We start from the raw sequence: 23,551 nt of genomic DNA on the forward strand, positions 1-23,551 counted from the left end.
TGGCGTCAGGGGAGCTAAGAGTAAGGCCATGCTGCGGACCATTCGCGCGTTCTGGCACGATCAGAGGGGAATAGCGCTGATCCTCGTCAGCGTCATGCTGCCGGCGATCATCGGTTTTTCCCTGCTCGCCATCGACATGAGTCGGGTCAACAATTTGCACAACGACCTGCAGAAGGGGGCTGACGCGATGGCCCTGGCGGCGGCGGCCGAACTGGATGGCCATTCGGACTCGATCGTCCGTGCCGACCGGGCATTGTCGACCCTGGTGAGCAACAAATACACCTTCTCCACTGCTGGCGCTCCGCAGACGTTGGCCGCAGCCGGGGTGACCAGAACCTATCTCCGGTCCCTTCCGGCATCCGACAGTTCGCCGATAGCAGCCGCCAACATCATAACCGATGAGGTGACGGATGCACCAAACGCCCGATTCATCCGAGTGACGGTGACTCCTGTTGGCTTCGCTGCCATATTTCCTGCGTCATTCTTGACCGGCAATACCGCCAACAACAGCTTTAATGTCGGTGCGGTCTCTGTTGCCGGGTTCACCTCCGGCGTTTGCAACTATACCCCCGTCTTCATCTGCAATCCGTACGAGATGGTCAACGGCACCAACACCGCCGGTGGCGTCACGCTCGAACAGGCAGTGGCAGATTCGTCTATTCGTCGGCGGCAGATCGAACTTCGCACTGTGGGGAATGGTGCTGCTTATGGGCCTGGCAATTTCGGCTTTCTGCAGCCTCCCGACGGTGTCGGCAATGGCGCCCAGGCGCTCGCACAGACCATTGCGACATCGAAGCCGATCGGATGTTACTCCGCACAGGGTGTGAGCACCAAAACAGGCCAAAACAATGGTCCGGTGCAAGATGCCTTCAATGTTCGCTTCGGAATCAACGCAAGTGGCAACGCCTTCAACAGTCCCGAATTCGGCCCCGCCTCAAATGTCCGCAAGGGTGCATCGACCGGTGGAAATGGCAACGGAAATGGCAACGGAAACCAGTGTCCGTCCTACAATCAGCTGACGTTCAACGCTACGGGCAACATGGGCTTGCCCCGCGATGCGACCACACCCTACATGAGCGGGCGGATGGGTGATGGAGACTGGAATTTCTCCAGCTACTGGAGCACGAATTTCGGCTCCACGAGTTATCCCTCTTCTTGGAATACGACAAAGCCGACCCGGTATGAGGTCTACAAATACGAGAGCGCGAACGGTCTGGTTGGGCACGCTTCGACAGGTGGAGAAGTCGGAACACCGCCGAGTTCCTGTCAGCCGCCCGTGACATCTGTCGACCGCCGTTTGCTTTACGGCGCGCTTCTCAACTGCAATGCACTTCAGGCCGCCGGTAACAATCTGAGCGGCAACAGCAGCAATCTACCGGTCGAGGCCTTCGCCAGTTTCTTCATGACGAAGCCCGTTCCAGGCGCGTCCGCAGGCGGATCTGTCTTTGTCGAGCTCGTCGATGTAACGGGGCGCGCCGGGCAAGGAACGCTCGACAGTTTCCTGCGCGACGAAGCGCAGCTTTATCGGTGACGAAAATGCTCAGGCTGATAGCTCGTCACCTTAAGAGATTTCGACGCGACCAACGCGGCGCAGTCCTGGTCGAAATGACCATTGTCGCACCGCTGATGCTCACCCTTTCGGCTGGCGTGTTCGAGTTCGGCAATCTTATCCACGACAAACTCCTGATGGAGGCTGGCCTTTCCGACGGAGCTCGATTCGGCGCCCGCTGTAATAGCCAGATATATACGGATGCCGGGCTGTCTGCGATAAACTGCGCCGACATTGCCACGAATATCGCGGTATTTGGCAACGTGGCCGGCACATCGCCCGCGCGCGTACCCGGTTGGCAGAAAGCCAATGTGACAGTGACAATCGGGACCAGCTGCCATAACGCGGTCGTTTCGGGTGTCACGCAATATCGATCCACGACAGCACAAGTCTGTGTCGTCCAGGCGGACGGTACCTATGCCTACAGCGGCGTGGGAATGCTGTCGTTCATTGGCATCGGTCCGATCACATTGAGTGGGTCATACCAAGAGCGGTTGATGCGGTTCTGATGATGATCAGGCGTTTTGCAACATCGGAAGACGGCGCGGCGATGGTTGAAATGACCATCGTATCAACGCTGCTTTTTGCGCTTACGCTCGGTTTCGTGGATTTCGGCTACGCCTTCTACCAGTGGAACGCGGCAACCAAGGCGGTCCAAGTCGGGGCGCGACTGGCGTCCATATCGGATTCGGTAGCGACAAATCTTGCGACAGCAGCACCGACCGCCAACCCAGGGGCGCCGGTCGTCGCCGGTGTATACGGCCCGTTCGTCTGCAGCTACAGCGGCGCTACGGGGTCGTGCACCAACAGTGGCGGATTCAGCGCCGCGGCTTTTAGCCAGATATTCCGCGGAGACACGGCCGTCACCAACGACGATGCCTGCCCGGCGCTTACCACGGGCCAAAGACCGGGGATGTGCCACTTCTTCCCGGGCCTGCTGCGCAGCAACGTCGTCATCACCTACACGGCCTCGGGCCTGGGCTATCAAACCCGGCTTGGCGGGCCGGTGCCGACCATCACCGTCAGCCTGCAGAACAGGACCTTCCAGTTCTTCTTCCTCCAGGGACTGATGGGGTTCGCCAACATCAACATGCCCTCCATGCTGAGCACGGTTACGGGCGAAGACATCAAGAGCACCTGGCCATGAATGCCATCAACACCAAGGTTCTGCCGACTAAGCGAAAGCAGGTGGCGCTGTTCTCGTCGGATGCGAATTTCAAGCGCGAGGTGGCGACACGGCTCGATGCGCTGGCGATCTATGACGTCCGGATCTCCGAGACGGATGATTTTCTCAAAGGCCCCCCCGCGGATACACGGCCGGGCATCGTCATCCTCGATCTCGGCAATGGCGAACTGCTCGGCAAGCCCGGCATCGTCGAGGCGCGTGCGCGGTGGGCATCGGTGCCACTGATCGCGGTCTCCGGCGAACTGACCTCGGAACAGACACGCGTGCTGGTGCGCATGAACGCCTCGGACTGGCTGCACAAGCCGCTCGACGGCAAGGAGCTGCTCAACGCGGTGACCTTCCACGATACCGGCAGCCAGGGCACGAAAAGCCGCATCATCACCTTCATCAGCGCCAGCGGTGGCGCGGGCGCCACGACGCTCGCTTTGTCGGCGGCCGAATTCCTGGCCTCGAAATCGGCCGAACGCGCGGCTTCGACCTGTCTGGTCGATCTCGATTTCCAAAGCGCCAATTGTGGCGCCTACCTCAATCTGTTCAACCAGTTCGATCTGGCAGGCATCATCGGCCAGCCGGAGAGGCTGGATGTCGAACTGATGGATGTCATCAAGCTTTCGCGCCCGTCCGGCCTCACCCTCTATGCGTTCGAGAGGCCGCAACTGCCGTTCGAGCCGCAAGGCGGCGATTTCGTCTTCCGGCTTCTCGACCTTGTCGCCTACCGCTTCGACGACATCGTCATCGACCTGCCCAATATCGAAACGCCCTGGTACAATTCAGTGCTCTCGACCAGCGACGAGATCTTCATCGTCTTCGAGCTCAACGTCGCGTCGCTGCGGCAAGGTAAGCGGCTCTATACAAAAATCCGCGAGCTGCGCGGCAATGCGGTCAGCATCACGCTCGTCGCCAACAAGTACAAGCGCAAATGGTTCGGGAACCATTTTTCGCGCAGTGAGCTGGAGAAGATATTCAAGGCGCCGCACATCAAATCGGTCGCGCTGGACAACGCCCTTCTGACCGATGCCTTGAACCGGGCGATCCTGCCCTCCGAAGTGGATGGGCGCGCGCGCTTCAACAAGGACCTGAAGCGGATGTTCAAAGAGCGGCTCGATGACGTTGCCCGGTAGACATGGAACCGTCCTCAGGCTGGCCGGGGCCTGCATGCTCAGCCTGGCGCTGGCGATGTCGGTCCAGGACCCCGCCCAGGCACGGTCGGGGCTTTCGGACCGGCCGCCGCTGCCGGCGATGGGGCCAAGCCTGCGCAAGGCGGTTGCCTTCACGACCACGGAGCAGCCGGGAACGATCGTCATCCGCAAGAACGAGAAGGCGCTTTACCTGGTGACCCGCCAGGGCCAGGCGCTGCGCTACCAGATCAGCGTCGGGCGTGACGGATTTGGCTGGACCGGGGTCGTCAAAGTAGGCGCCAAGACGGAATGGCCGCAGTGGCGCCCGCCCCGGGAAATGCGCGCCCGCCAGCCGGAACTGCCGGAACTGGTGCCCGCGGGCCCGTACAACCCGCTCGGCGCGCGGGCGCTGTATCTGCTTCAGGACGGACACGACACGCTCTATCGTATCCATGGCACCAACGATCCCTCGGGCGTGGGATTCGACGGCACATCGGGCTGTTTTCGCCTGACCAACACGGACGTGATCGATCTTTTCAAGCGCGTGCCAATTGGCACCAAGGTGGTGGTTCAATGACGACGATCAGCGACCCGCATGTGCCGACGGTCTCCGCCGAGCCCGTTGAACCGCAACTGCTCGACAGGGATGCGAGCCGGTCGCGGCTGGCCGTCGTGGTCGGCGTCGGGTTGACGCTATTCGCCGTGCTGAACGCGACCGCCGCCATCTATCTCTATCGAGGCATTAGCGACCTGCGCGTCGTGGAGGGACGTCTCGAAGAACTCGGCACGTTCGAGCAGCGGATCGTTGCCCGGCTCGACACGGTCAACAACGGTTTTCAAAGCCGATTTGAAAAGCTGGACAGCCAATTGCAGGGCAGTTTCAACGAAATCAACGGCAACATAGCCCGGTTGGAACAAAGCCCGTCACTGACCGACGGCGCCGGTACCTCGAGCGTGTCGGAACCCGTCGCTGCAACAGGTACCGTGATGGAAGCGTCATCCAATACGGACGTCGCGGCCGAACCCACAATTGTCGATACGCCACGGCCACCCAAAAGAAGGGTTGCCGCCGCGCCCCCTGCCCCTAATCCGGGATACCAGCGAACGGAAACGCCGGACGGCAAAGTCTACTACCGCAAGATCAACTAGAGACGGCGGCGTGGAGGCCGTCGATATTGGCGCGCGCGCTCGAAACGCGGAACGGCGTCCGACTAGAGATCCCGCTGCAAGGCGATGAGACGCACGGCCATTGCTTCTCCACGCTGTCGGGTTTCGCGAAGGAACGCGACATGACAGTAGGCGCAGGCTGCAAAGCCCAGAACCAGCACGAGGCTGTTCTCCCAAGTGAGATCGGCGATCAGCGAAAACGAGAACCCGCTGGGTGCCGTAAATGCGGCAATCGTGCTCGCCGTTTCCGAATGGCTGCCGACAGCGATCATCAGCCCGGCGAAAAGGAGGGCCATGTGATTGGCAAGAAAGAAGGCGGCTGACCTTCTAACATTGCAAGCGCTCCAGCAGGCGATCGCCGCGGCAATGAGGATGACGGCATCCAGAACCATCGACCCGCCCAGATAAAGGTCGACCTGTTGCCAGAACATCGCCGACAAGGGACGCAGTTCAAGCCAGATCCACCACATTGCGGGGCTGGCGGGATAGGTCCCGAGCAGGAACGTTGCGGCTCGCTCGCCTGCCATAGTCATCAGGATGAATGCGGGAAAAGCGAAGAGTAATATCGACTTGCGCTTCATGTTGCCCTCGACAATCTGGCGTCAGCATAGATTGCAGAGATTGCGCGAGGCTTAACGCAAGGGCGCCATTATGGCCGTGCTTGGGAGTTCATCCGGGCAGCCCTCAATTCAGTATCGGCCCTTGATGCCGCGGTCGCATGATCTTGGCCGAACGCCGTCAAATTTTTACGGCTGCCTTCCGGCCCATACAGGCTTCACACGATTCTGCCGGCATTGAGCGGTTTGTGCTTTTCGGCTTTTCCGCACCGAGCCCAGGCCGAAGCAATCCCATTTTGTGCCATTTTTGCTACATTTTCCAACCTTGTGGCCGGAAATCGCAATTAAGCCCACCCTAAATTAATAATCGCTCACATATTTCTTGAAATTGTTGGATAGTTGCCTGAGACAGGCTCAGGCTTGGTTCAGCGCTCGAAAAGGGCGTGGGGGAAACGTTGGGGCGGGCTAAATGAATACGACAAGCATCTCGACTGTGGGCAAGCGCCTTGGTCTTTTGATGGCGGCTACTATGCTGAGCTGCGCAAGTGCAAGTGCACTTACGCTCAAGGAAGCGGTGGCAGTTGCCGTCGAATCCAATCCCGAGATCGGCCAGGCCATAGAAAATCGCGAAGCAATCGAGTTCGAATTGCGGCAGGCCAAGGGCCTCTATCTTCCCAGCGTCGACCTGGAAGCGTCGGCTGGCGCTCGCCGTCTCGACAATTCTTCACGACGGGCGCTCTCCATAGAGGACGACGCACTTTATCCGGCAGAAACCGATCTGACGGTTTCGCAAACGCTCTATGACAGCGGCGCAAGGCGAGCAGAGTTGAATCGCCAGGCCTCGCGCGTCGACGGCGCGTCCTTTCGTGTGCTGGAGCGGTCGGAATTCATCGGGCTCTCGGTCGTCCAGGACTACCTCGAATACATGCTTCAGGCTTCGATCGTGGCCGAGGCAAAGAAGAATTTGGGCTTCCACCAAGCAATCCTCCACGACATCCAGGAAGGCATTGCCGGCGGCGGGTTGAACGAAGCCGACCGGCAACAAGCCGAGGAGCGGCTGTTTGCGGCCAAGGCCCGCATGCAGGAAGCCTCGGAGGAGCTGGAGGCCTCGAGGATACGGTTCTTCAAGACCGTCGGGAAGCCGCTGACCAATGCATCAAGGCCGGCCGATGTTTCCGGCGCGCTGCCAAGGTCGCTGGACGATGCGATTGGCCTTGCGCGGGAGAGCAATCCGCGTGTCCATATGGCCAACAGCGATATCGCCGCGGCGGCCTCGCTGGTGGACGCGGCCCGGGCGAAATACGGCCCCTCGATCGTCGCCGAAGGCGTCGCTCGGGCTGGATATGACATTGACGGCGACAATGGAGACACATCCGACCTTCAGGCACGCCTGGTGCTGCGGTGGAACCTGTACCGGGGTGGCATCGACAAGGCCAATGAGCAGGAGCAGATCCGTCGCACGAGTGAGCAGCGGCTTGCGATGCATCAGGTGCTGCGGGAAATCGAAGAAGCCGTTCGCACGTCGTGGGATCGCCGCTTCCGGCAAGCCGACCTGGCAAAGACCCTGAAGCTGCAAGCCGCTTCCAACGAGAAGCTGGTCGCGTCCTATCGCGAGCAATTCAAGGTCGGTCAGCGTTCACTGCTCGATGTGCTGGATGCGCAGAATACGCGGTTCAACACGGCGACCCTGGCGGACACCGCATCCTACGCCTCCCTCTTTGCCCAATATCGGCTGCTGGCGGCGACCGGGCAGTTGTTGAAGACGATGGATATCCATCCGCCAAAGCAGGCCGCGGCCTACGCGCGAACCGAGTTCGCGGCACCGGAAACGGCCGACACCGAAACCTATGCGCGGACGCCTTCGGAACAGAAGAACGACCTGCCGTTCGACATCCTGGCACCGGTCAGGAAAAAGTAGGCGGAGGTAAGGGTCGATCGAAAGTCCCTGTGGGCGGATCGTGAACCAGCAACCCAACATCCTCTCCCCGAAGGAGGCATTCAAGGCCTGCTTCTCGGCTGTTGCCGGCTATCTCGGCAGGCCGAGCGCGCAAACGGTGCTGTTCGCCGGCGTGCCGCTGTCGGATACGCGTATCGACATCGATGCCATCCGCCATATTGCCGAGCGCATCGGCCTTGAAATCACCGAGTTCAGCCATCGTGACTTTCTTCGGGGGCGCATCGACCTCCCTGCTATCGTGTTTCGCGTCAGCCAATTGCCGGTTGCCCTGCTGGCCGAAACCGAGGACGGCGCATTCACCACCGCTCCCCAGGAAGACGGTCGTATAGCCATCACGAGATCCGAGCTGGCCGCCAGCTACATCAGTGGCGGCGTCTCCTTCTCGATAACCTATGCCAACGCCGCCGAAGGGATGAACGTCGGTTCGGCGCCGAAGATCGAGCGGCGACATTGGCTGACGGGGACGATGGGGCCGTTCTGGCGCACCTATTCGAAGGTCATCCTGGCGGCAATATTCATCAACATGCTGGCCATCGCCTCGCCGATCTTCACCATGAACGTCTACGACAGGATCCTGCCGAACAAGGCGATATCGACGCTCTGGGTGCTGTCGATCGGCATCGGCGCGGTCATCCTGTTCGACCTGCTTCTGAAGACCGCCAGGGCGTCCCTCATCGACTATGCCGGGCGCAAGGCGGATCTGCGCATTTCCTACTTGCTGTTCGAGAAAGTGCTGAATTCGTCCCTGTCGGCACGGCCAGGTTCAACGGGCGAATATGCAAATCGGGTGACGCAGTATGAATTCGTGCGCGAATTCTTCACGTCGAACACCATCAGCGTGTTCATCGACACAGCCTTCGTCTTCATTTTTCTCCTGGTCATCTATGCGATAGGCGGCTGGCTGGTCATCATCCCTGCGCTGGCCTTCGTGGCGTCCGTGATCGTCGGACTGATCACGCAGCGGCGTATCGGCAAGCGTGTCGCGGCCTCGATGAACGAAGCCTCGCAACGGCAGGCCTTGCTGGTCGAATCCATTTCGACGCTGGAGACGATCAAATCGCTGCGGGCCGAGGCGTATCTGTTGCGAAAATGGGGGGAGCATTCCAAGAACGCGTCCAACACGTCCGAGAAGATCAAGCAGCTCTCGGCGGCCGCCGGCAACATAACGCAGGCCATCCAGCAGTTGGTCACCGTCGCCCTGATCGTGGCCGGCGCCTATGCCTTCTCGGAGGGACACGTCTCCACCGGAGCCATCATCGGCACCGTCATGCTGGCCAGCCGGGCGGTCTCTCCACTCGGCCAGATCGCCATCACCTTGTCCAGGCTTCGCCAGGCCATGCTTTCCTTGCGCATGGTGAACTCGATCATGGCGCAGCCGGAGGATCGCCCGGATACGGTGGGTTTCGTCAACCGGCCCATCCGCAATGGCGCCATGATGTTCAGGAATGTCGGCTTTGTTTATCCGGGCTCCGAGAACGAGGTTCTGACCGGTCTGAATTTCTCGGTGAAGCCGGGGGAGCGGATCGGCATCATCGGCCGTATCGGCTCGGGAAAGACAACCATGGGCCGGCTGATTGGCAGGCTCTTCCTGCCGACATCAGGCGAGTTGCTGCTGGACGGGATCGACATCCGCCAATACCACCCCTCGGAGGTTCGCGCCGCGGTCGGGATCGTCGCGCAGGCCAATGATCTGTTTTCGGGCACCATCAAGGAGAACCTCCTGATGGCATGTCCGGAGGCGACCGATGAGCAGATCGTCGAAGCGGCCAAGGCGGCCGGCGTCGACGATTTCGTCTCACGCCACCCGCGTGGCTACGACATGAATGTCGGCGAGCGCGGCACCAATCTCTCGGGCGGCCAGCGGCAGACGATGGCGATTGCCCGGCTTTTGCTGACCAAACCGAAAATCGTCTTCCTGGACGAACCGTCGGGATCGATGGACCTGGCTTCCGAGCGGCAGTTGATCAAGCAGCTCAAAGTGGCTTTCGACCGGAACACGACGCTGATCGTTTCAACGCACCGCTTCAGCATGCTCGAGCTGGCCGACCGTCTTATCGTCATCGAGCAAGGCAGGATCGTTGCCGATGGACCAAAGGATCAAGTGATACAGGCGCTGCAGAAAACAAACGCCTGAAAAACAGACTTATTGAACGCATTCAATGCGTTGGGGTTGTAGGACATGCTTACAAGGGAAGACCGGCCGCCGCTTTTCGCGTCGGCGTCCTTGTTCATCATAGGGGCACTCTTTGTGTCTTCCGTCGCCTGGGCGTCCTTTGCCGAGGTCGACGAAATCGCGCGCGGCGACGGCAAGGTCATACCGGCCTCCAAAACCCAGATCATCCAGTCCAGCGAGCCGGGCGTGGTCCAGGAAATTGCCGTGACGATCGGGCAGGTCGTCAAGAAGAATGATCTCATCATCCGCCTCGACAATACGATGAACACGTCCAGCCTTGGCGAGCAGCAAGCCAAGGCACGGGCGCTTCAGACGCGCATTGCGCGGCTCAAATTCGAACAGGGCGGCAATATTGAAGGCCCATTTCCCTGTCCGCCCGAAATCCAGAAGGTCGCCCCGGAAATCTGCGACAACGAGCAGAAGCTGCTCGTCGCGCGCCGCGACAACTTCCAAGTCAAGCTGTCGGTCCTCAAATCGCGTCTCGATCAGCGCCAGAACGAATTGGACGAAGCCACCGCCAACCTCGATCGCCTCACCAAAAATCTCGAAGTCAGCGACCGGGAAACGGCGCTGGTCGAGTCCATGGTCAAGAAGGGGCTGATGGCCAAGACCGAGCAGATCCGCGTCGAGCGGGAGCAGACCGAACTGCATGGGCAGCTGAACCTCGCCGGTGAAACCATCAAGAAAGCCAAGGCGGCCATCGCCGAAGCCAAGCTTCAAGTCAACGAACTCGGCCTGCAGCTGCAGCAGGAGGCGCTGAGCGACCTGACGCAGGCGCTGGCCGATCTTTCGGTGGTCGATGAGACCATCCGCGGCGCCACCGACAAGGTGGCGCGCACGGACATCCGCTCACCTGTCGACGGGATCGTCAACACGCTTGATATCAACACGGTTGGCGCTTTCGTGCAGCCCGGCGCGGTCGTGGCCGGCATCGTGCCGACGTCCGAGACGCTGCTGGTCGAAGCGCGGGTTTCACCACGCGATGTTGCCTTCATCCGGCCGGATCAGGACGCGCTGATCAAGATAACCGCCTATGATTTCTCGATCTTCGGCGGCATCGAGGGCAAGGTCTCCAACATCACCGCCGACAGCCTGGTCGACCAGAAGACGGGCGAGCCCTACTACCAGGTACGCGTCGCAACGGAGAGGTCGACGCTGACGCGCGATGGCAAGACTTATTCGATCATCCCTGGCATGATCTGTTCGGTCGATATCAAGACCGGACGCAAAACCATCCTCACCTATCTGATGAAGCCGATCAACAAGGCACGGGAGGAGGCAATGAGTGAACGATAGCGCGACCTCCCCTCTTGCCGACCACGAGCGGCTGCTGCCACCCATGGCGACAGAGGATTTCGGCCTGGAATTCCGGGTCGTGGCGCGTGGCGGCACGCGACGTGGCATTCGTCTGGAGCGGGCGTTCTGGACCACGCTGAAGCAGATGGCCGAAAGCCGCAAATGTACGATCGGCATGCTGATCGACGAGATTGCCGAAAGCCATGCCCACACAGGAAACCTGACGTCGGCAATCCGGGTGGCCTGCATGCGCGGACTGGCCGACGAAAACCAGACCTTGCGAAGGTTTGCATCGATCAAGACGATCAACGCCATCCTGGTCGCCTGCCCGTCACCGGCTTTTGCGCTCTCATCATCGAAGAGGATCCTGACCTTCAACGCGCCGTTCCAACAGCTGGTCAGGCGTCAATTGCCGGTCGCGCCAAGCGAAGATGCGCGCCACGACCTGAAGCTTGCCCTGGATCTCAATGTCGCTGACATATTCGCGCGGCTCGAGGCCAATGGCGAAACGCCGGTCGCCACCGGTTTCGTCATCGGTGCGGGCGACCGCCGCTACCGGGGGCAATTGAACGCGGTGCGGGCGCCGGTGCTCGAACCGGAACTGCTGATGGCCTTCGTTTTCGGCGGCTAGAGCGTTTCGCCGTTTCATGGAAACGGCGAAACGCTCTATCTCTTTAAATTCCGGACGGAAAACCGCTCACACTTTTCCTGGAATTGCTCTAATGCACGCCGCCCGAAAGCGATCTCGGCTCCGGGGAGATGACACTGGAGCGAGCGCGTCCCGAACCGGGTGCTTCGCTTTGTCTTGGGAACGCTATGGCTGCAGGCCCTCGCCAGGCGCGACCGTCGCAAGACCGCCCTTGACGTCGGCGACCTGGGCCGCGCCGGGCCTGGTACCGTGGATCCACGCGCGGTCGGTGCTGAACGAATACAATGGCACGTAATCGGGAAGATCGCTGTCGCGCGAGACCACGTTGCTCAGGCTGTCCAGAATGAAGACGCCGCTGCCGGTGCTGACGGACAGCACGGCATGAAAGAAACCGCGCTTGCGGTCCTGCAGAACGACGAGCGACATGCTCTGCGCCGGAATGCCGGCACGCAGCAGCGCCGCCATCTTGAGAATGGCGAAATCCTCGCAGTCGCCCGCCCGTCGCTCGAGAATTTCCGAAGGCTTGGCCCAGTAGTCGAGCTTGCCGTAAACCACGCTGTCCTTCTTGTAGGCGATGGCGTGGTTTATGCTTGAGTTGATGAAGGACAGCTTGTCGATAAACCGCTTGTCCTTGGCAGCATTGACGATCGCGGTGAAGATGCTGTTCTTGCCATCACACCCACTGCCGGCGGAACAGTCGACGATTGCCTTGTAGACGGGTGCCCAACGCGCGGAAACCGGAAAATTATGCATGGACAGCGCAACCGATCCGAACACGCCGGGAATGATCGCCGCCGTCTGGATGGGATCGATCCCGGCATTGCCCAGTGCCGTGGAAGAGTCGGTTTCCTGATCGATGGTGGCAGGACCGTAGCTGCCCGAAACCATGCCGATTCTGTAGGTCGAGGCGGGCTGCCAAGGCTGCGGCCGCAGCAGCGAAATGCCGCCGAGAGTGGGAGGCGTTTCGACCTTCGCCAACAGCGAACCGGCCGAATCGATGCGTGCCGGCAAAGCGCTCGCGGACGATGGCTGCGGCAGGCCCATAATGCCGATTGCCAGCAGCAGCGCTTTGAGCCTGGTTACCCCTAGGGCAGATTTCTCTTTTGTCATAGCGCCCACCTTTGACTGTGGACGCTACCAATCTCGTCTCAAATTATTGGAAAGGAAGGTGGATAAGTTTCCTGTACTTGGTACCTTCTATTTTGTGTAAAATTTTATACAAGTTTATACTTCTGCCTACCAAGCAGCCGGAGCCAACCGCGGTCAGACGGACAGCATATCGGCTCATGTATATCGGGTTATATGTTTCGAGTTTACCACGCATAAAAAATGCCGAAGCCAGCATATCCGAATATATGAAACGGATTGCGGCATAGTTGCAAAGTAGAAGTGGTCCCTGTCTGTTTCCGGGAAATGCCGGAGGGGTTTGGCTATGACCACCAGTAACGAATTGGACACCGTCTCTCATTCCTGGGACGAGCACTCTGAACATAACGGCCTGCCGTCGCAGGCGCAGATCCAGGTCGCGGAAGCCAGCCCGGCGCAAAAGGCCGCCCCTGCCACTGAGCCGGTTCCCGTCGATGTTGGCAGCGGCACGCCCGTCAAACCGGAAGCACCCGCGGAGGCCAAGGCCCCGGCGGCGACCGCGCCGCACGAATATGTGGCCGACGCCAGCAATGTGGTGAAACTCCCAGCCAATGTCTCGATCGACAACATCAAGGTCGACGGCCACAACCTCGTCCTCGAGCAGGCGGACGGTTCGGTAATCGTCATCAAGGACGGCGCCCTCAACGTGCCGACCTTCATCATCGGCGATGTCGAAGTGCCGCGCGTTGCCTTGATCGCGGCGTTGGAAGCAAGCCATGTCGATGTCGCCTTCGGCGCCGATGGCTCGATATCGGCGGGCCCCGGTGGTTCAACCTCGAGCGCGGGCGGAGACTTCTCGGTTCCCCCTGGCGGCATCGGCGACGGGTTCGGCCTGTCGGCGCTGTTGCCGCCGACGGATCTGGCGTTCGGCCAGCCGGAGAACCGCGAACTGTTCCCGTCTCTTCTCAGGCCCAATTCCACGCCGTCGATCGGCGACCTGACGCCTTCCGTCGATGGCGGCGACACTATCGTCAATGAAAAAGGCATACCGGCAAGCTCGGGGTCGGAAGGCTCGGGCGAGGCGGCGGCGCCAGGCGTCGACGGCGACACCTCGGAACACAACACCGGCACCTTCACCATCTCTTCGCCGGACGGCATCGGCTCGCTGACCATCGCCGGCCAGGTGATTTCGGGCGCTGCACTTGCCGACAGCGCATCGACGCCGATCAACATCACCACGCCGCTCGGCAACACGCTGACAGTCAGCGGTTACGACGCCAGCACCGGCCAGGTGAGCTATAGCTACACGCTCGTCCATGGCGTGGTTCACCCGGGTGCGGGCACCGATTCCATCTTCGACAACATGACAGTGACGGTGACCGACACCGACGGCGACACCTCGGCTCCGGGTACGCTGTCCGTCCAGATCATCGACGACGTGCCGACCGCCAATGCTGACATCGGCAACGTGCCGTCCGGCAGCCATGCCGCGATCACTGGCGATGTGTTCGTGAATGACGTGTTCGGCGCCGACGGCAAGGATGCCGCCGGCGGCGTCGTGGGTGTTGCGGCTGGTACCACGGCCGGCGGCGAAGACGCCAATGTCGGCAACCAGATCCAGGGCCTCTACGGCAAGCTGACGCTCAGCGCCGACGGCTCCTACAGCTATACGCGTGATGCCGGCTCGCAGGGCGGCCATGACGACGTCTTCACCTACACCATCAAGGATGGCGACGGCGACCTGTCGCACACCACGCTGACCATCTCGGTCGGCGATGCCACGCCCAGCGACAACATCCCGGCGCCCGGCCTCGCCTCGACCACCGTCTATGAAGCCGGCCTGCCGCCGCATAACGGCCTGCCGGCCGGCTCCGGCGAGATCGCCGACGGCAATCCCAACAACAACTCCAACACCTCCGAGACCACCTCGGGCACCATCGGCTTCACCTCGCCAGACGGCATCCAGACCGTCTCGCTCGGCGGCCATGTCCTGACCGGCGTGCCGCAGACCTTCACCGACGCCACCGGCTCGATGACGGCCAGCTATGTCTATGACGCCAGCACCGGCATCGGCTCGATCAGCTACGCCTACACGCTCACCACCAACACGACGGGCGACAACACCAGCACCGCCTTCGCGGTCGTCGTCACCGACGCCGACGGCGACACCGCTCCGGCCGGCAGCCTGGTCATCAACATCGTCGACGACGTGCCGACAGCCCATGCCGACACCGACAGCCTCGCCGCCAACCAGTTCACCGCCGAGACCGGCAACGTGCTGACCGCGGTCGGCACCACCTCGCCCGTCACCGGTGTCGATGTGCTCGGCGCCGACGGCGCAACCGTCGCCGGCGTCGCGGCCGGCAACACCAATGCCAATCTCGACAGCGCCGCAACGATCGGCTCGGTCATCCACGGCACCTATGGCGATCTGACGCTCGGCGCCAATGGCGACTACAGCTACGTCCGCAACCCCGGCTCGCAAGGCGGCGTCAGCGACGTCTTCACCTACACCATCAAGGATGGCGACGGCGACCTGTCGCACACCACGCTGACCATCTCGGTCGGCGATGCCACGCCCAGCGACAACATCCCGGCGCCCGGCCTCGCCTCGACCACCGTCTATGAAGCCGGCCTGCCGCCGCATAACGGCCTGCCGGCCGGCTCCGGCGAGATCGCCGACGGCAATCCCAACAACAACTCCAACACCTCCGAGACCACCTCGGGCACCATCGGCTTCACCTCGCCAGACGGCATCCAGACCGTCTCGCTCGGCGGCCATGTCCTGACCGGCGTGCCGCAGACCTTCACCGACGCCACCGGCTCGATGACGGCCAGCTATGTCTATGACGCCAACACCGGCATCGGCTCGATCAGCTACGCCTACACGCTCACCACCAACACGACGGGCGACAACACCAGCACCGCCTTCGCGGTCGTCGTCACCGACGCCGACGGCGACACCGCTCCGGCCGGCAGCCTGGTCATCAACATCGTCGACGACGTGCCGACAGCCCATAATGACAGTTGGGCACCGGCAATCACCGCGCCTACGGTGCTGACCGGCCTCCTGGGTAACGATGTCTTCGGCGCCGACGGCGTCGCAACCACCACCCCCGGGGTGATAACAACCACCAACGGCGCTCACGGCACCGTCACCTACAACAACGACGGAACATTCACCTATACGCCAACAGGCATTTATGTCGGATCGGACTCGTTCACCTACACCATCAAGGACGGCGACGGCGACACCTCGACCGCCACTGTGACGGTGAACGTGCAGACCAATACTGTTCCGGGGGGAGGCGGCACTGCATCTTTGACGGTGGACGAAGCCGCTCTCGACACCACCCAAGACGCCACGGACCTCCACGCGGGCGTGGTGACTGGGACCAATCCCACCAGCCCTGGCGAATCGGCGCAAGCGATCAGCGGGATTACCTTCACCACGACGGGCGAGGCGATCACCGTTGCCTTTGCCAACCCAACAGGTGATCCGAACTGGGTAGCGCCGACGGTCTCCGGTCTAGCCGCCGGATATTCGATCAGCTGGGCACTCAGCGGCGGCCAGCTTGTCGGCACGCTGATGCAAGGTGCCACCAACCTCGGACCTGCAATCTACCTGGCGCTGTCGAACACCAGCGCCGGCGCCAACAGCTCGTTGACTCCCGTGGTCACCGCCACGCTGACCGACCAGCTCCAGCATACCGCCGGCTCTGGCAACATCACCATCAATGGTCTTCAGGTGGTGGCAACCGACACCAGCGGTGATCATGTCTCCGGCGCAGTCAACTTGACGGTTCTGGACGACACCCCGCAGCCTTTCGTCGGCGACAGCATCAGTCTGCCGGACTCATTGCACACCGCGCTGACTGAACACCTGAACTTTGCATCGGGCGCAGGGGCAGACGGTGTTGGAAATGTTGTATTCAACGTGACGACGGGTGCCGCCGTTCAAGACGTCAGCGGTGCGAACGTCTACCTCAACGGGGAACAGCTGTTCTATCAAGTCTCCGCGGATGGTCATACGGTCGAGGGAAGATCGTCAGTGGCGAATGGCAGCGATCTCGGATTCACCGCCACACTCGACCCGGCAACCGACACCTGGTCGTTTGTCTTGAATGGTACGATCTTCAACGGATCTCAATTCACGACGGCGGGCGCCACAGCCACAGGCGGCAACAACCAGGTGAATGCCTTCACAGCTCTCACCAGCCCGGATACGCCGAGCGACTTGTTGGTAACGGCAAATGGCTCCAACAACGTCAACACCAGTACTGGAAACTTTGGTGTCGGCAGCGGCCAGAGCATTACAAATGGGGAGACAATCCGTTTCGACTTTGTGACGAACGCATCGACCACCGGAACCATCGCCGGGACCAGCTACACCGACCACTATGAAGTATCGAGTTTCACCCAGGGAATAACCAAAGTGGTCGGCGGCACGGTGGATATCAAGATCCGAGCCTTGAATGTCGATAATGATAATAGTTTTGTTGGTGACCCCTCTGGGGAAACCGTAGCTACCGGGATCACGGTTACCGTTGTGAACGGGTCCGGCGGAGCCGTACCGACAGTGACGTACGACGCGCTGACCGGCACCTTTACACTGCATGGAATGGACCAAGGCGACACTTTCACAGTCACGGCAAGTTCGGATCCGTTCAGTGCGGTCGAGATCTCGGGAGCCTCATCGGGAACCTTCAAGCTAGGTTCGGCCAGTTTCGCGACCGCCAACGCGGTTGACCCGTTCGACATCAAGATCCCGGTGACGGGAACGGATGGCGACAGCGATACGGCGGCCGGCAGCGTGACCGCGCATCTGTACCCGACTGCCTCGACGCTCGAAGGCACCAACGGCGTCGACAATCTCGTCGCGACCGCGACAAAGACCATTTTGCTTGGCCAGGACGGCAACGATCATCTGACCGGCATCAATGGACACGACACGATCCTTTCCGGAGGACAGGGCAACGATACACTGACAGGTCTCGATGGAAAGGATACCCTAATCGGCGGAGCGGGCGCGGACACCATGACAGGTGGAGCCGGCGCCGACACGTTCGTGATTGGGGCTGGCGAATCGACCCCCGTCATAGGCGGATCTGGCAATGCCGGTACGATCTCCGGCTATGACATCATCACCGACTTCGTCGCCGGGACCGACAAACTGACCCTGCCCGGTACGCTGGTGGCTGCCACTGCCGGCCTCGTCGACGGGGCGGGAGATTCCGTCCTGACGATCGGCGGAGACACGGTTGAGTCCCACTCGGTCACCAACGGCATCGCCAGTTTCTTCGGGACCGATGCCGGTACCTCGCCCCTGGCGATCACCACAACGTCGGGCGTGGCGGCGGCGGTCCAGTATCTCATGGGCACGGACATCGGCAATGCCGGGGCGACGCTCGCGTTCACGGCAACGATCTCAGGGGTGAATCACACCTACGTCTATACCCAGACAACTGCCAGCGCCGGCGTTGGAGCGCTGGTCGATCTGCAGGGCGTCACCGTAGCGAACCTGAACACGTTGATCGGTGGATCAGTCGATCCCATCATCCTCGATCTGAACCACAATGGCTTTACCTTCTCCGATGTCAGCCACGGTGTTCAGTTCGACATGAATGGCGACGGCACCAAGGAACAACTGGCCTGGAACACCTCGAACGACGGCATGCTGGCGGTCGACCTCAATCATGACGGCAAGATCGATGACGGCACCGAACTGTTCACGCCGAACTTCAATGGTGGCCATTTCGCCAGCGGCGCGGCGGCACTGGCATCGCTCGACAGCAACCATGACGGTGTCATCGACCACAACGACGCGGCGTTCAGCAGCCTGCTGATCTGGAAGGACGCCAATGCCAATGGCACCAGCGACGCCGGGGAACTGTCGCACCTCGCCGACAACGGCATTACCTCGATCAGCACCACAGCGCATCCGGCTGTCGGCGAAATCGACGGGCAGGCCGTGACCGGCAACGGCACCTTCCAGATGGCCGACGGCACGAGCGGCAACTACATCGAGGTGGAACTCAACACCTCGCTTGTTGCACCGGCGGAGCCGTCGGTCGCCTCCGATGGTACGAAGACATTCGCCATCGGCTCGCTCGAAGTTGCGGACCTGATCGCCGACTTCCACGATGGCGCCAACGGCGACAAGATCGATCTGTCCTCGCTGCTGAAGGGCCTGGCCGGCGTTACCGATCTCGAAGCCGGCGGCTTTGTGGAGATCTCGCAATCCTTGACCAATGCGGCGAATGCCGAAGTCAAGGTCGACACGAATGGCGGTGGCGACAACTACCATACGGTCGCGGTGCTGGAGAACTATACGTTCCACAGCGCTGCCGAAGCGGTGAAAATACTTTACGATGACAGCCACGGCACCAAGACGGACGTGGCCTAAGGGGCGAAAGGGACGAGGTGACGAGCATGAACAGAATTTTGCGTGTGGCTTTCGGGGCCGGGCTGCTGTCGATTGTTGCGACGGGGCTGGAAGCCGCCGACATCATCGAAGGTCCGACGGGCGACTATTGCCGCGTCGTGGGGACGTCCAACCTGGTGTTGAACGACAACATCGTCGATCTCAAGGAGCAGGTGGTGAAGCTGATGGACGAATCGGTTGCCGTCGCCAACAGTCCGGAATGGATCAATTCATCCCGGCCTGCCTTCGTCTGGGCTTCGGAAGCCAAGGTCGCCTGCGGCATGGCCTATGGCTATCTGAAGACGAACTACAAGGACGAAGACACGCTCAACAAATGTGAGTGTTTCCACGACCGCATGGTCGAGTACATGCACTGACCGGATGGGCCGCGCCTGTTGGCCATCATGATATCCGACGGATCAATTTTGAAGGCGATCGCCGAAGCGATCGCCTTGCTCAGTCTTGATCTGCTTGCCGCGCAGCCGGCGCCAACTGGCTGGGCCTTTGCCGATTGTGTGCGCCGCGTGAAAGAACAGCAAGACGGCACCGCAAGTCCGCCGTAACATGAATTGAGGACCAGACCGGGAAATATCCGGCGGCAGACGGGGTGGAGCAATCATGGAAGCTGGCCGACAGGGCCGCAGTCCGCAGATTTGGGCACTCGCCCTGGCGCTCGCCATGACATTGACCGGCTGCCAGTCGAAAGGTGGCGTTTCCGAAGTGCTCGATCCGGCGGCGGTCGCCGCGCCTGCGGGACAGAATGGCGCCGCCGGTGCCGGCCCGGCCCAGGCAAGCCAGTCGCTCGGCACCGGTTCCGCCAAAGTCACGATGCTGCTGCCCTTGTCCGCTCCCGGGACGTCAGGGGAAACCGGCCGGAAGATGCGCGACGGCGCCAAGCTGGCGATGACGGATATCGGCAACGGATTGCTGACGCTGACGATAGAGGACACGAAAGGCGACAGTGCGCAGGCCAGCAAATTGGCGGTGCAAGCCATCACGACGGGATCCAAGGTCGTCATCGGCCCGACCGAACTGCCTTCGGCCCAGCATATCGCCACGCTGTCGGGATCGAAGCGGCCACCGGTTCTGGCGCTTGCCGACAATTTCGCGGGCGGCGCCGGGGTTTATGCCGTGCGCCTCAGCGAAGCCGACAGCGCCGCGGCGGGCGCCGCGGGGCTCGCCGCGAAAGGCAGCAAGAAGTTCGTATTGCTTGTCGCGGAAGGCTCGAACGCCAGCGCCGTGGAGAAGCGGGTGGCGAACGGCCTCAGCATCTATGGGGCGACCCTCGCGGTCACTGTGCCTTATTCGGCCGGCGACAGTGGCGCGAAGGCGGTCGACCAGATGGGCTCACTCGTGGACGCTCCCGACGCGGTCATCATTGCCAGCGGCGATGGCAGCCCCGCGCCTGTCCTTGCCGCCCTCAAATCAAAGGGCATTCCGGGAAAGGCAATCTCTGTCGTCGGAACCGACCGTTGGCTGGAACACCCCATGGATCCGCTATTCGAGGGGGCATACATCGCCACGCTCGATCCCGGCGAAACCGGACCGATCTCCGACCGCTTCAGGACGGCATACAATTACCCGGCCGACGTCAATGTAGCCTATGCCTATGATATGGTTGCCCTGACGGCGGGGATCGCCAGCGCGGTCGGACCTGACGGCTTCAGCAAACAGGTGCTCGAAAACCCGAACGGGTTTCGCGGATCGACCGGTTTGTTCCGTTTTCGCGCTGACGGATCGAGCCAAAGATCGATGCCATTCTATCGGATAGAAAAGGGTGCGCTCAAACTGGTTGCCAAATCGACGTCGGGTTTCTGACCGGCTGCCGGCCCGATCTTGCTCGAACGCCGTGCCGGACTGATGGGCTGGCATGCCCGCCTGGTGATCGCGATCGGGGGCCTCGAGCTCGTGCTCGGAATTGTCCTGATCATGCAGGCCGGAGCCTTGCTTTCTCTCGACCGGCCGGTCCCTGCGCCATCCCTGCAAATTGCCGGCAAGCAAGCGAATCAGGCGGCCGCGGCCATCATCGAGGGACAATCGCGGGAACGCGCACGGCGGATTGCCGAGAGCCTTATAGCCCCGCCGCCGGTTGACGCGTCCGAAATCGAGCGGGTCGAAGCCCGGCCGCCGCTTGGAGAACTCGGCCTCGCCGTCCGCCCCAAAACACCCATGCCGCAGGATTGGCGCGAAACCCTGCTCTACCGTCCGATCGCAACGTCGTCGGCGACCTTCGAATCGATGGGTTGGAAGGTGGCCATCAGCGGGGCTCAGCATATCGGCGCGGACCAGATCTGTTCGTTTCGCGGCGAGGCTTGGCCCTGCGGCGAGCGTGCTCGCGCGGCCTTCAATGCCTGGCTGCGGGGGCGCGCGCTGAACTGTTTCCTGCCGCCGGATGTCGAGCGCTTCGCCATCGCCGCACCGTGCCGGCTGGGCAAGCAGGATGTCGGCGCCTGGCTCGTCGCCAATGGCTGGGCGATGGCGCTACCGGGCGGCATCTATGGCAAGGCGGAAGCAATTGCCAGGAATGCCGGGATGGGTATCTTCGGACCGCCGCAATAGGCTGGCGCCGGCAAACCGGCTTCTTTCTGGGCATGTCGAAGATGCCATTCAGCCTTTTTTGCATCAAATTGTACAGTTCGGCGAAACCGAAATTACGGCAGGCAGGCCTTATATCAGCCGACCTGACAGGAGATTGGCCAATGACGAGACCAATGGCGACGACCACTGCCCAGCCCTGGAAGCAGGTGGCATGGCTGACATTGCTGGGGACCGCCGGGGCCATCGGCCTTTCCCTTGGCCTCAACTACCTGCTGCTGTTCAGCGACGCGCTGACGCCGTTCGCCCGCAGCATGATCACCGCGGGATTGCTGCCGGTGATCATCGGCCTGCCGCTTTTCGCGCTGATCGGCTGGAATCGGGTCGAAATCCGCCGCTACCGGCAGGAACTCAACAGGTCCGGGACTTATGATAGTTTGACGGGCTGCCTGAACGGGCCAGTTTTCACGTCGATGGTTGAACGACGCGCAGCCAGGCGATCGGGGCCAGGACCACGCTCGGGCGCCTTCCTGATCATTCACCCAGAACATCTACGGTCCATCAACATGCGCTTTGGCCTTGAATGGGGCGACGAGGCCTTGCGGCTCATCGTCTCGACCATACAGTCGTCGGTGCGCGAGGAGGATCTGATCGGGCGCATCGGCGCCTCGATGTTCGGGGTTTTCCTCTCGGGTGCGACCGAAGCGGAGGCTAAGGAAATCGGCGAGCGTATCCGCACGCGTATCGCGCAAGTCTACTTCGCGCCAAAAGGGACCCAGGATGTCCTCGCCATCAAGGTCGGCGGCGTGATGCTGGAGAACGAGATGGAATTCTCGGACATGTTCCGCTCCGCCGAACAGCACCTGTCCGACACGCAGGATGAAGCCGGGTTCGAATTGACGCATCTCCACAGCTGACAGCCCGCTGGGGCACTTTGGGGGCGGCTGCTCGATTTCATAATCCCGCCCATCCATGCCCTGCTGGCGTCGGCGACCATCCCACTGTGGATCGGCACTACGGGTGCTGAGTTTGATCCTCCACGGGCAGCCTTGAGGCAATATACTTCGTGGCACGAAGTAAGCGCTCTCGCTGCCACACTGCGCGGTGAATTCGTCCGTCGCCTGAGGCCATCCCCTAATAAAGTGGTATTGTGAGCGGGCGGACATCGAGCCCCCGCCGCATGAGCCCGCTCTCTGCGTTCAACAATTATAACACCATGAAACAATACTGGCGCTACCGCCATTCAGGGGTATAATCAGCCGTTGTTTAGCTCAGGCTCGGCAACAGGTAGGAGGAGTAGGCCTACCGCACCCCCCAGTGCAGGCCTGTCCGTCGCCTCCCCCTCCGCGACGCTCCTCCTACTGGCCCTCCGAGCCGGGCCTTGAGGACAGGGGGGCCGTCCTCAACCAAGGTTGCGGAGGACTGGGCGATGTCCGTTACCGACCAAGCGCTAAAATACGGCATCCTAAGTGCCAAGGAGTTGGCTCTATTGAGTCGTGCGTTCGACACGGCATGTCGTCAACGCCTGGTAGACGACCATTCGTTGGAGGCGGAAATCATAGCGGAGGAAATCGTTGCCGCATACCGACATGGGGTGAGGAGCGAGGACGAATTGATCAAGGCCGCTGGAACCTCATCACACATCGGATAGATCACGCCGCGGTGAGGAGTTTGAAGGTCAGCCGCGCTCGCGCGGGATAGACTGGTGCTGCGAGAGAGGATTGAACTCTCGACCTCTCCCTTACCAAGGGAGTGCTCTACCACTGAGCTACCGCAGCCGCTGATGGCGGGGCTTCTGCCATATCGAACCGGCAAGCGCAAGGCCAAGAACAACGCTTCTGTGAAAGCCTTTGC

18 protein-coding genes and 1 tRNA gene are annotated in these 23,551 nt (G+C 61.3%); 16 read left to right on the top strand and 3 right to left on the bottom strand.

Features of this window, described 5'->3' with window-relative positions:
• The first annotated feature begins 28 nt into the window (after positions 1-28).
• From CKW40_RS01890 to CKW40_RS01915, 6 genes are read left to right on the top strand one after another with little or no spacing between them, the layout of a single operon-like run.
• Positions 29-1,531: a TadE/TadG family type IV pilus assembly protein gene (locus CKW40_RS01890; RefSeq protein ID WP_095198236.1), complete on the top strand. Its 1,503-nt coding sequence runs from the start codon at positions 29-31 to the stop codon at positions 1,529-1,531.
• 5 nt (positions 1,532-1,536) lie between these two features.
• Positions 1,537-2,058 (top strand): TadE/TadG family type IV pilus assembly protein, encoded by a 522-nt coding sequence (locus CKW40_RS01895; RefSeq protein ID WP_095198237.1) that lies wholly within the window; start codon positions 1,537-1,539, stop codon positions 2,056-2,058.
• The gene (locus CKW40_RS01900; RefSeq protein WP_244571053.1) at positions 2,058-2,696 is read left to right on the top strand and encodes a TadE/TadG family type IV pilus assembly protein; all 639 of its coding nucleotides are present in this window, start codon (positions 2,058-2,060) and stop codon (positions 2,694-2,696) included. The genes CKW40_RS01895 and CKW40_RS01900 overlap by 1 nt, the downstream gene beginning before the upstream one ends.
• Complete coding sequence (locus CKW40_RS01905; protein ID WP_095198238.1) at positions 2,693-3,856, top strand: CpaE/TadZ family protein; 1,164 nt, start codon at positions 2,693-2,695, stop codon at positions 3,854-3,856. The genes CKW40_RS01900 and CKW40_RS01905 overlap by 4 nt, the downstream gene beginning before the upstream one ends.
• The gene (locus tag CKW40_RS01910; RefSeq protein WP_095198239.1) at positions 3,840-4,430 is read left to right on the top strand and encodes a L,D-transpeptidase; all 591 of its coding nucleotides are present in this window, start codon (positions 3,840-3,842) and stop codon (positions 4,428-4,430) included. Before CKW40_RS01905 ends, CKW40_RS01910 begins: the two co-directional genes overlap by 17 nt.
• The gene (locus tag CKW40_RS01915; RefSeq protein WP_095198240.1) at positions 4,427-5,002 is read left to right on the top strand and encodes a hypothetical protein; all 576 of its coding nucleotides are present in this window, start codon (positions 4,427-4,429) and stop codon (positions 5,000-5,002) included. Before CKW40_RS01910 ends, CKW40_RS01915 begins: the two co-directional genes overlap by 4 nt.
• A 62-nt stretch (positions 5,003-5,064) precedes the next feature.
• On the opposite strand, the gene CKW40_RS01920 is transcribed toward CKW40_RS01915, so the two are convergent.
• Positions 5,065-5,601 (bottom strand): hypothetical protein, encoded by a 537-nt coding sequence (locus CKW40_RS01920; RefSeq protein ID WP_095198241.1) that lies wholly within the window; start codon positions 5,599-5,601, stop codon positions 5,065-5,067.
• Between the two features lie 445 nt (positions 5,602-6,046).
• On the opposite strand from CKW40_RS01920, the gene CKW40_RS01925 reads away from it, so the two are divergent.
• Genes CKW40_RS01925 through CKW40_RS01940 form a run of 4 tightly spaced genes read left to right on the top strand, consistent with a single transcriptional unit; the run spans position 6,047 to position 11,634 of the window.
• Positions 6,047-7,495 (top strand): TolC family protein, encoded by a 1,449-nt coding sequence (locus tag CKW40_RS01925; protein ID WP_095198242.1) that lies wholly within the window; start codon positions 6,047-6,049, stop codon positions 7,493-7,495.
• Between the two features lie 40 nt (positions 7,496-7,535).
• Positions 7,536-9,668, top strand: coding sequence for a type I secretion system permease/ATPase (locus CKW40_RS01930; protein WP_095198243.1), 2,133 nt, complete (start codon positions 7,536-7,538; stop codon positions 9,666-9,668).
• Positions 9,669-9,713: 45 nt separating this feature from the next.
• Positions 9,714-11,003 (top strand): HlyD family type I secretion periplasmic adaptor subunit, encoded by a 1,290-nt coding sequence (locus CKW40_RS01935; RefSeq protein WP_095198244.1) that lies wholly within the window; start codon positions 9,714-9,716, stop codon positions 11,001-11,003.
• The gene (locus CKW40_RS01940; RefSeq protein ID WP_095198245.1) at positions 10,993-11,634 is read left to right on the top strand and encodes a ribbon-helix-helix domain-containing protein; all 642 of its coding nucleotides are present in this window, start codon (positions 10,993-10,995) and stop codon (positions 11,632-11,634) included. The genes CKW40_RS01935 and CKW40_RS01940 overlap by 11 nt, the downstream gene beginning before the upstream one ends.
• Positions 11,635-11,817: 183 nt before the next feature.
• On the opposite strand, the gene CKW40_RS01945 is transcribed toward CKW40_RS01940, so the two are convergent.
• Positions 11,818-12,762, bottom strand: coding sequence for a transglutaminase-like cysteine peptidase (locus CKW40_RS01945; protein ID WP_095198246.1), 945 nt, complete (start codon positions 12,760-12,762; stop codon positions 11,818-11,820).
• A gap of 322 nt (positions 12,763-13,084) precedes the next feature.
• Here CKW40_RS01945 and CKW40_RS01950 point away from each other — a divergent pair, with 322 nt between their 5' ends.
• The 6 genes from CKW40_RS01950 to CKW40_RS01970 all read left to right on the top strand — a co-directional run bounded on the left by CKW40_RS01950 (position 13,085) and on the right by CKW40_RS01970 (position 22,614).
• Positions 13,085-19,144, top strand: a complete 6,060-nt coding sequence (locus CKW40_RS01950) for a beta strand repeat-containing protein (protein WP_095198247.1) — start codon at positions 13,085-13,087, stop codon at positions 19,142-19,144.
• Positions 19,145-19,170: 26 nt separating this feature from the next.
• Positions 19,171-19,539, top strand: a complete 369-nt coding sequence (locus tag CKW40_RS01955) for a hypothetical protein (protein WP_095198248.1) — start codon at positions 19,171-19,173, stop codon at positions 19,537-19,539.
• Between the two features lie 48 nt (positions 19,540-19,587).
• Positions 19,588-19,725, top strand: a complete 138-nt coding sequence (locus CKW40_RS43635; RefSeq protein WP_179297795.1) for a hypothetical protein — start codon at positions 19,588-19,590, stop codon at positions 19,723-19,725.
• Positions 19,726-19,780: 55 nt separating this feature from the next.
• A complete protein-coding gene (locus tag CKW40_RS01960) occupies positions 19,781-20,980 on the top strand; it encodes a type 1 periplasmic-binding domain-containing protein (RefSeq protein ID WP_095198249.1) in 1,200 nt (399 codons plus the stop codon).
• Positions 20,981-21,022: 42 nt separating this feature from the next.
• Entirely contained in the window at positions 21,023-21,721 is a 699-nt protein-coding gene (locus CKW40_RS01965) for a thermonuclease family protein (RefSeq protein WP_095198250.1), read from the top strand.
• 140 nt (positions 21,722-21,861) lie between these two features.
• The gene (locus CKW40_RS01970) at positions 21,862-22,614 is read left to right on the top strand and encodes a GGDEF domain-containing protein (RefSeq protein ID WP_244571054.1); all 753 of its coding nucleotides are present in this window, start codon (positions 21,862-21,864) and stop codon (positions 22,612-22,614) included.
• Positions 22,615-23,400: 786 nt separating this feature from the next.
• Here the strand turns inward: CKW40_RS01970 and CKW40_RS01980 are convergent.
• Positions 23,401-23,475, bottom strand: a tRNA-Thr gene (locus tag CKW40_RS01980).
• Positions 23,476-23,551: the final 76 nt, after the last annotated feature.

The organism is Mesorhizobium carmichaelinearum (assembly GCF_900199455.1).
Classification (GTDB): domain Bacteria; phylum Pseudomonadota; class Alphaproteobacteria; order Rhizobiales; family Rhizobiaceae; genus Mesorhizobium; species Mesorhizobium carmichaelinearum.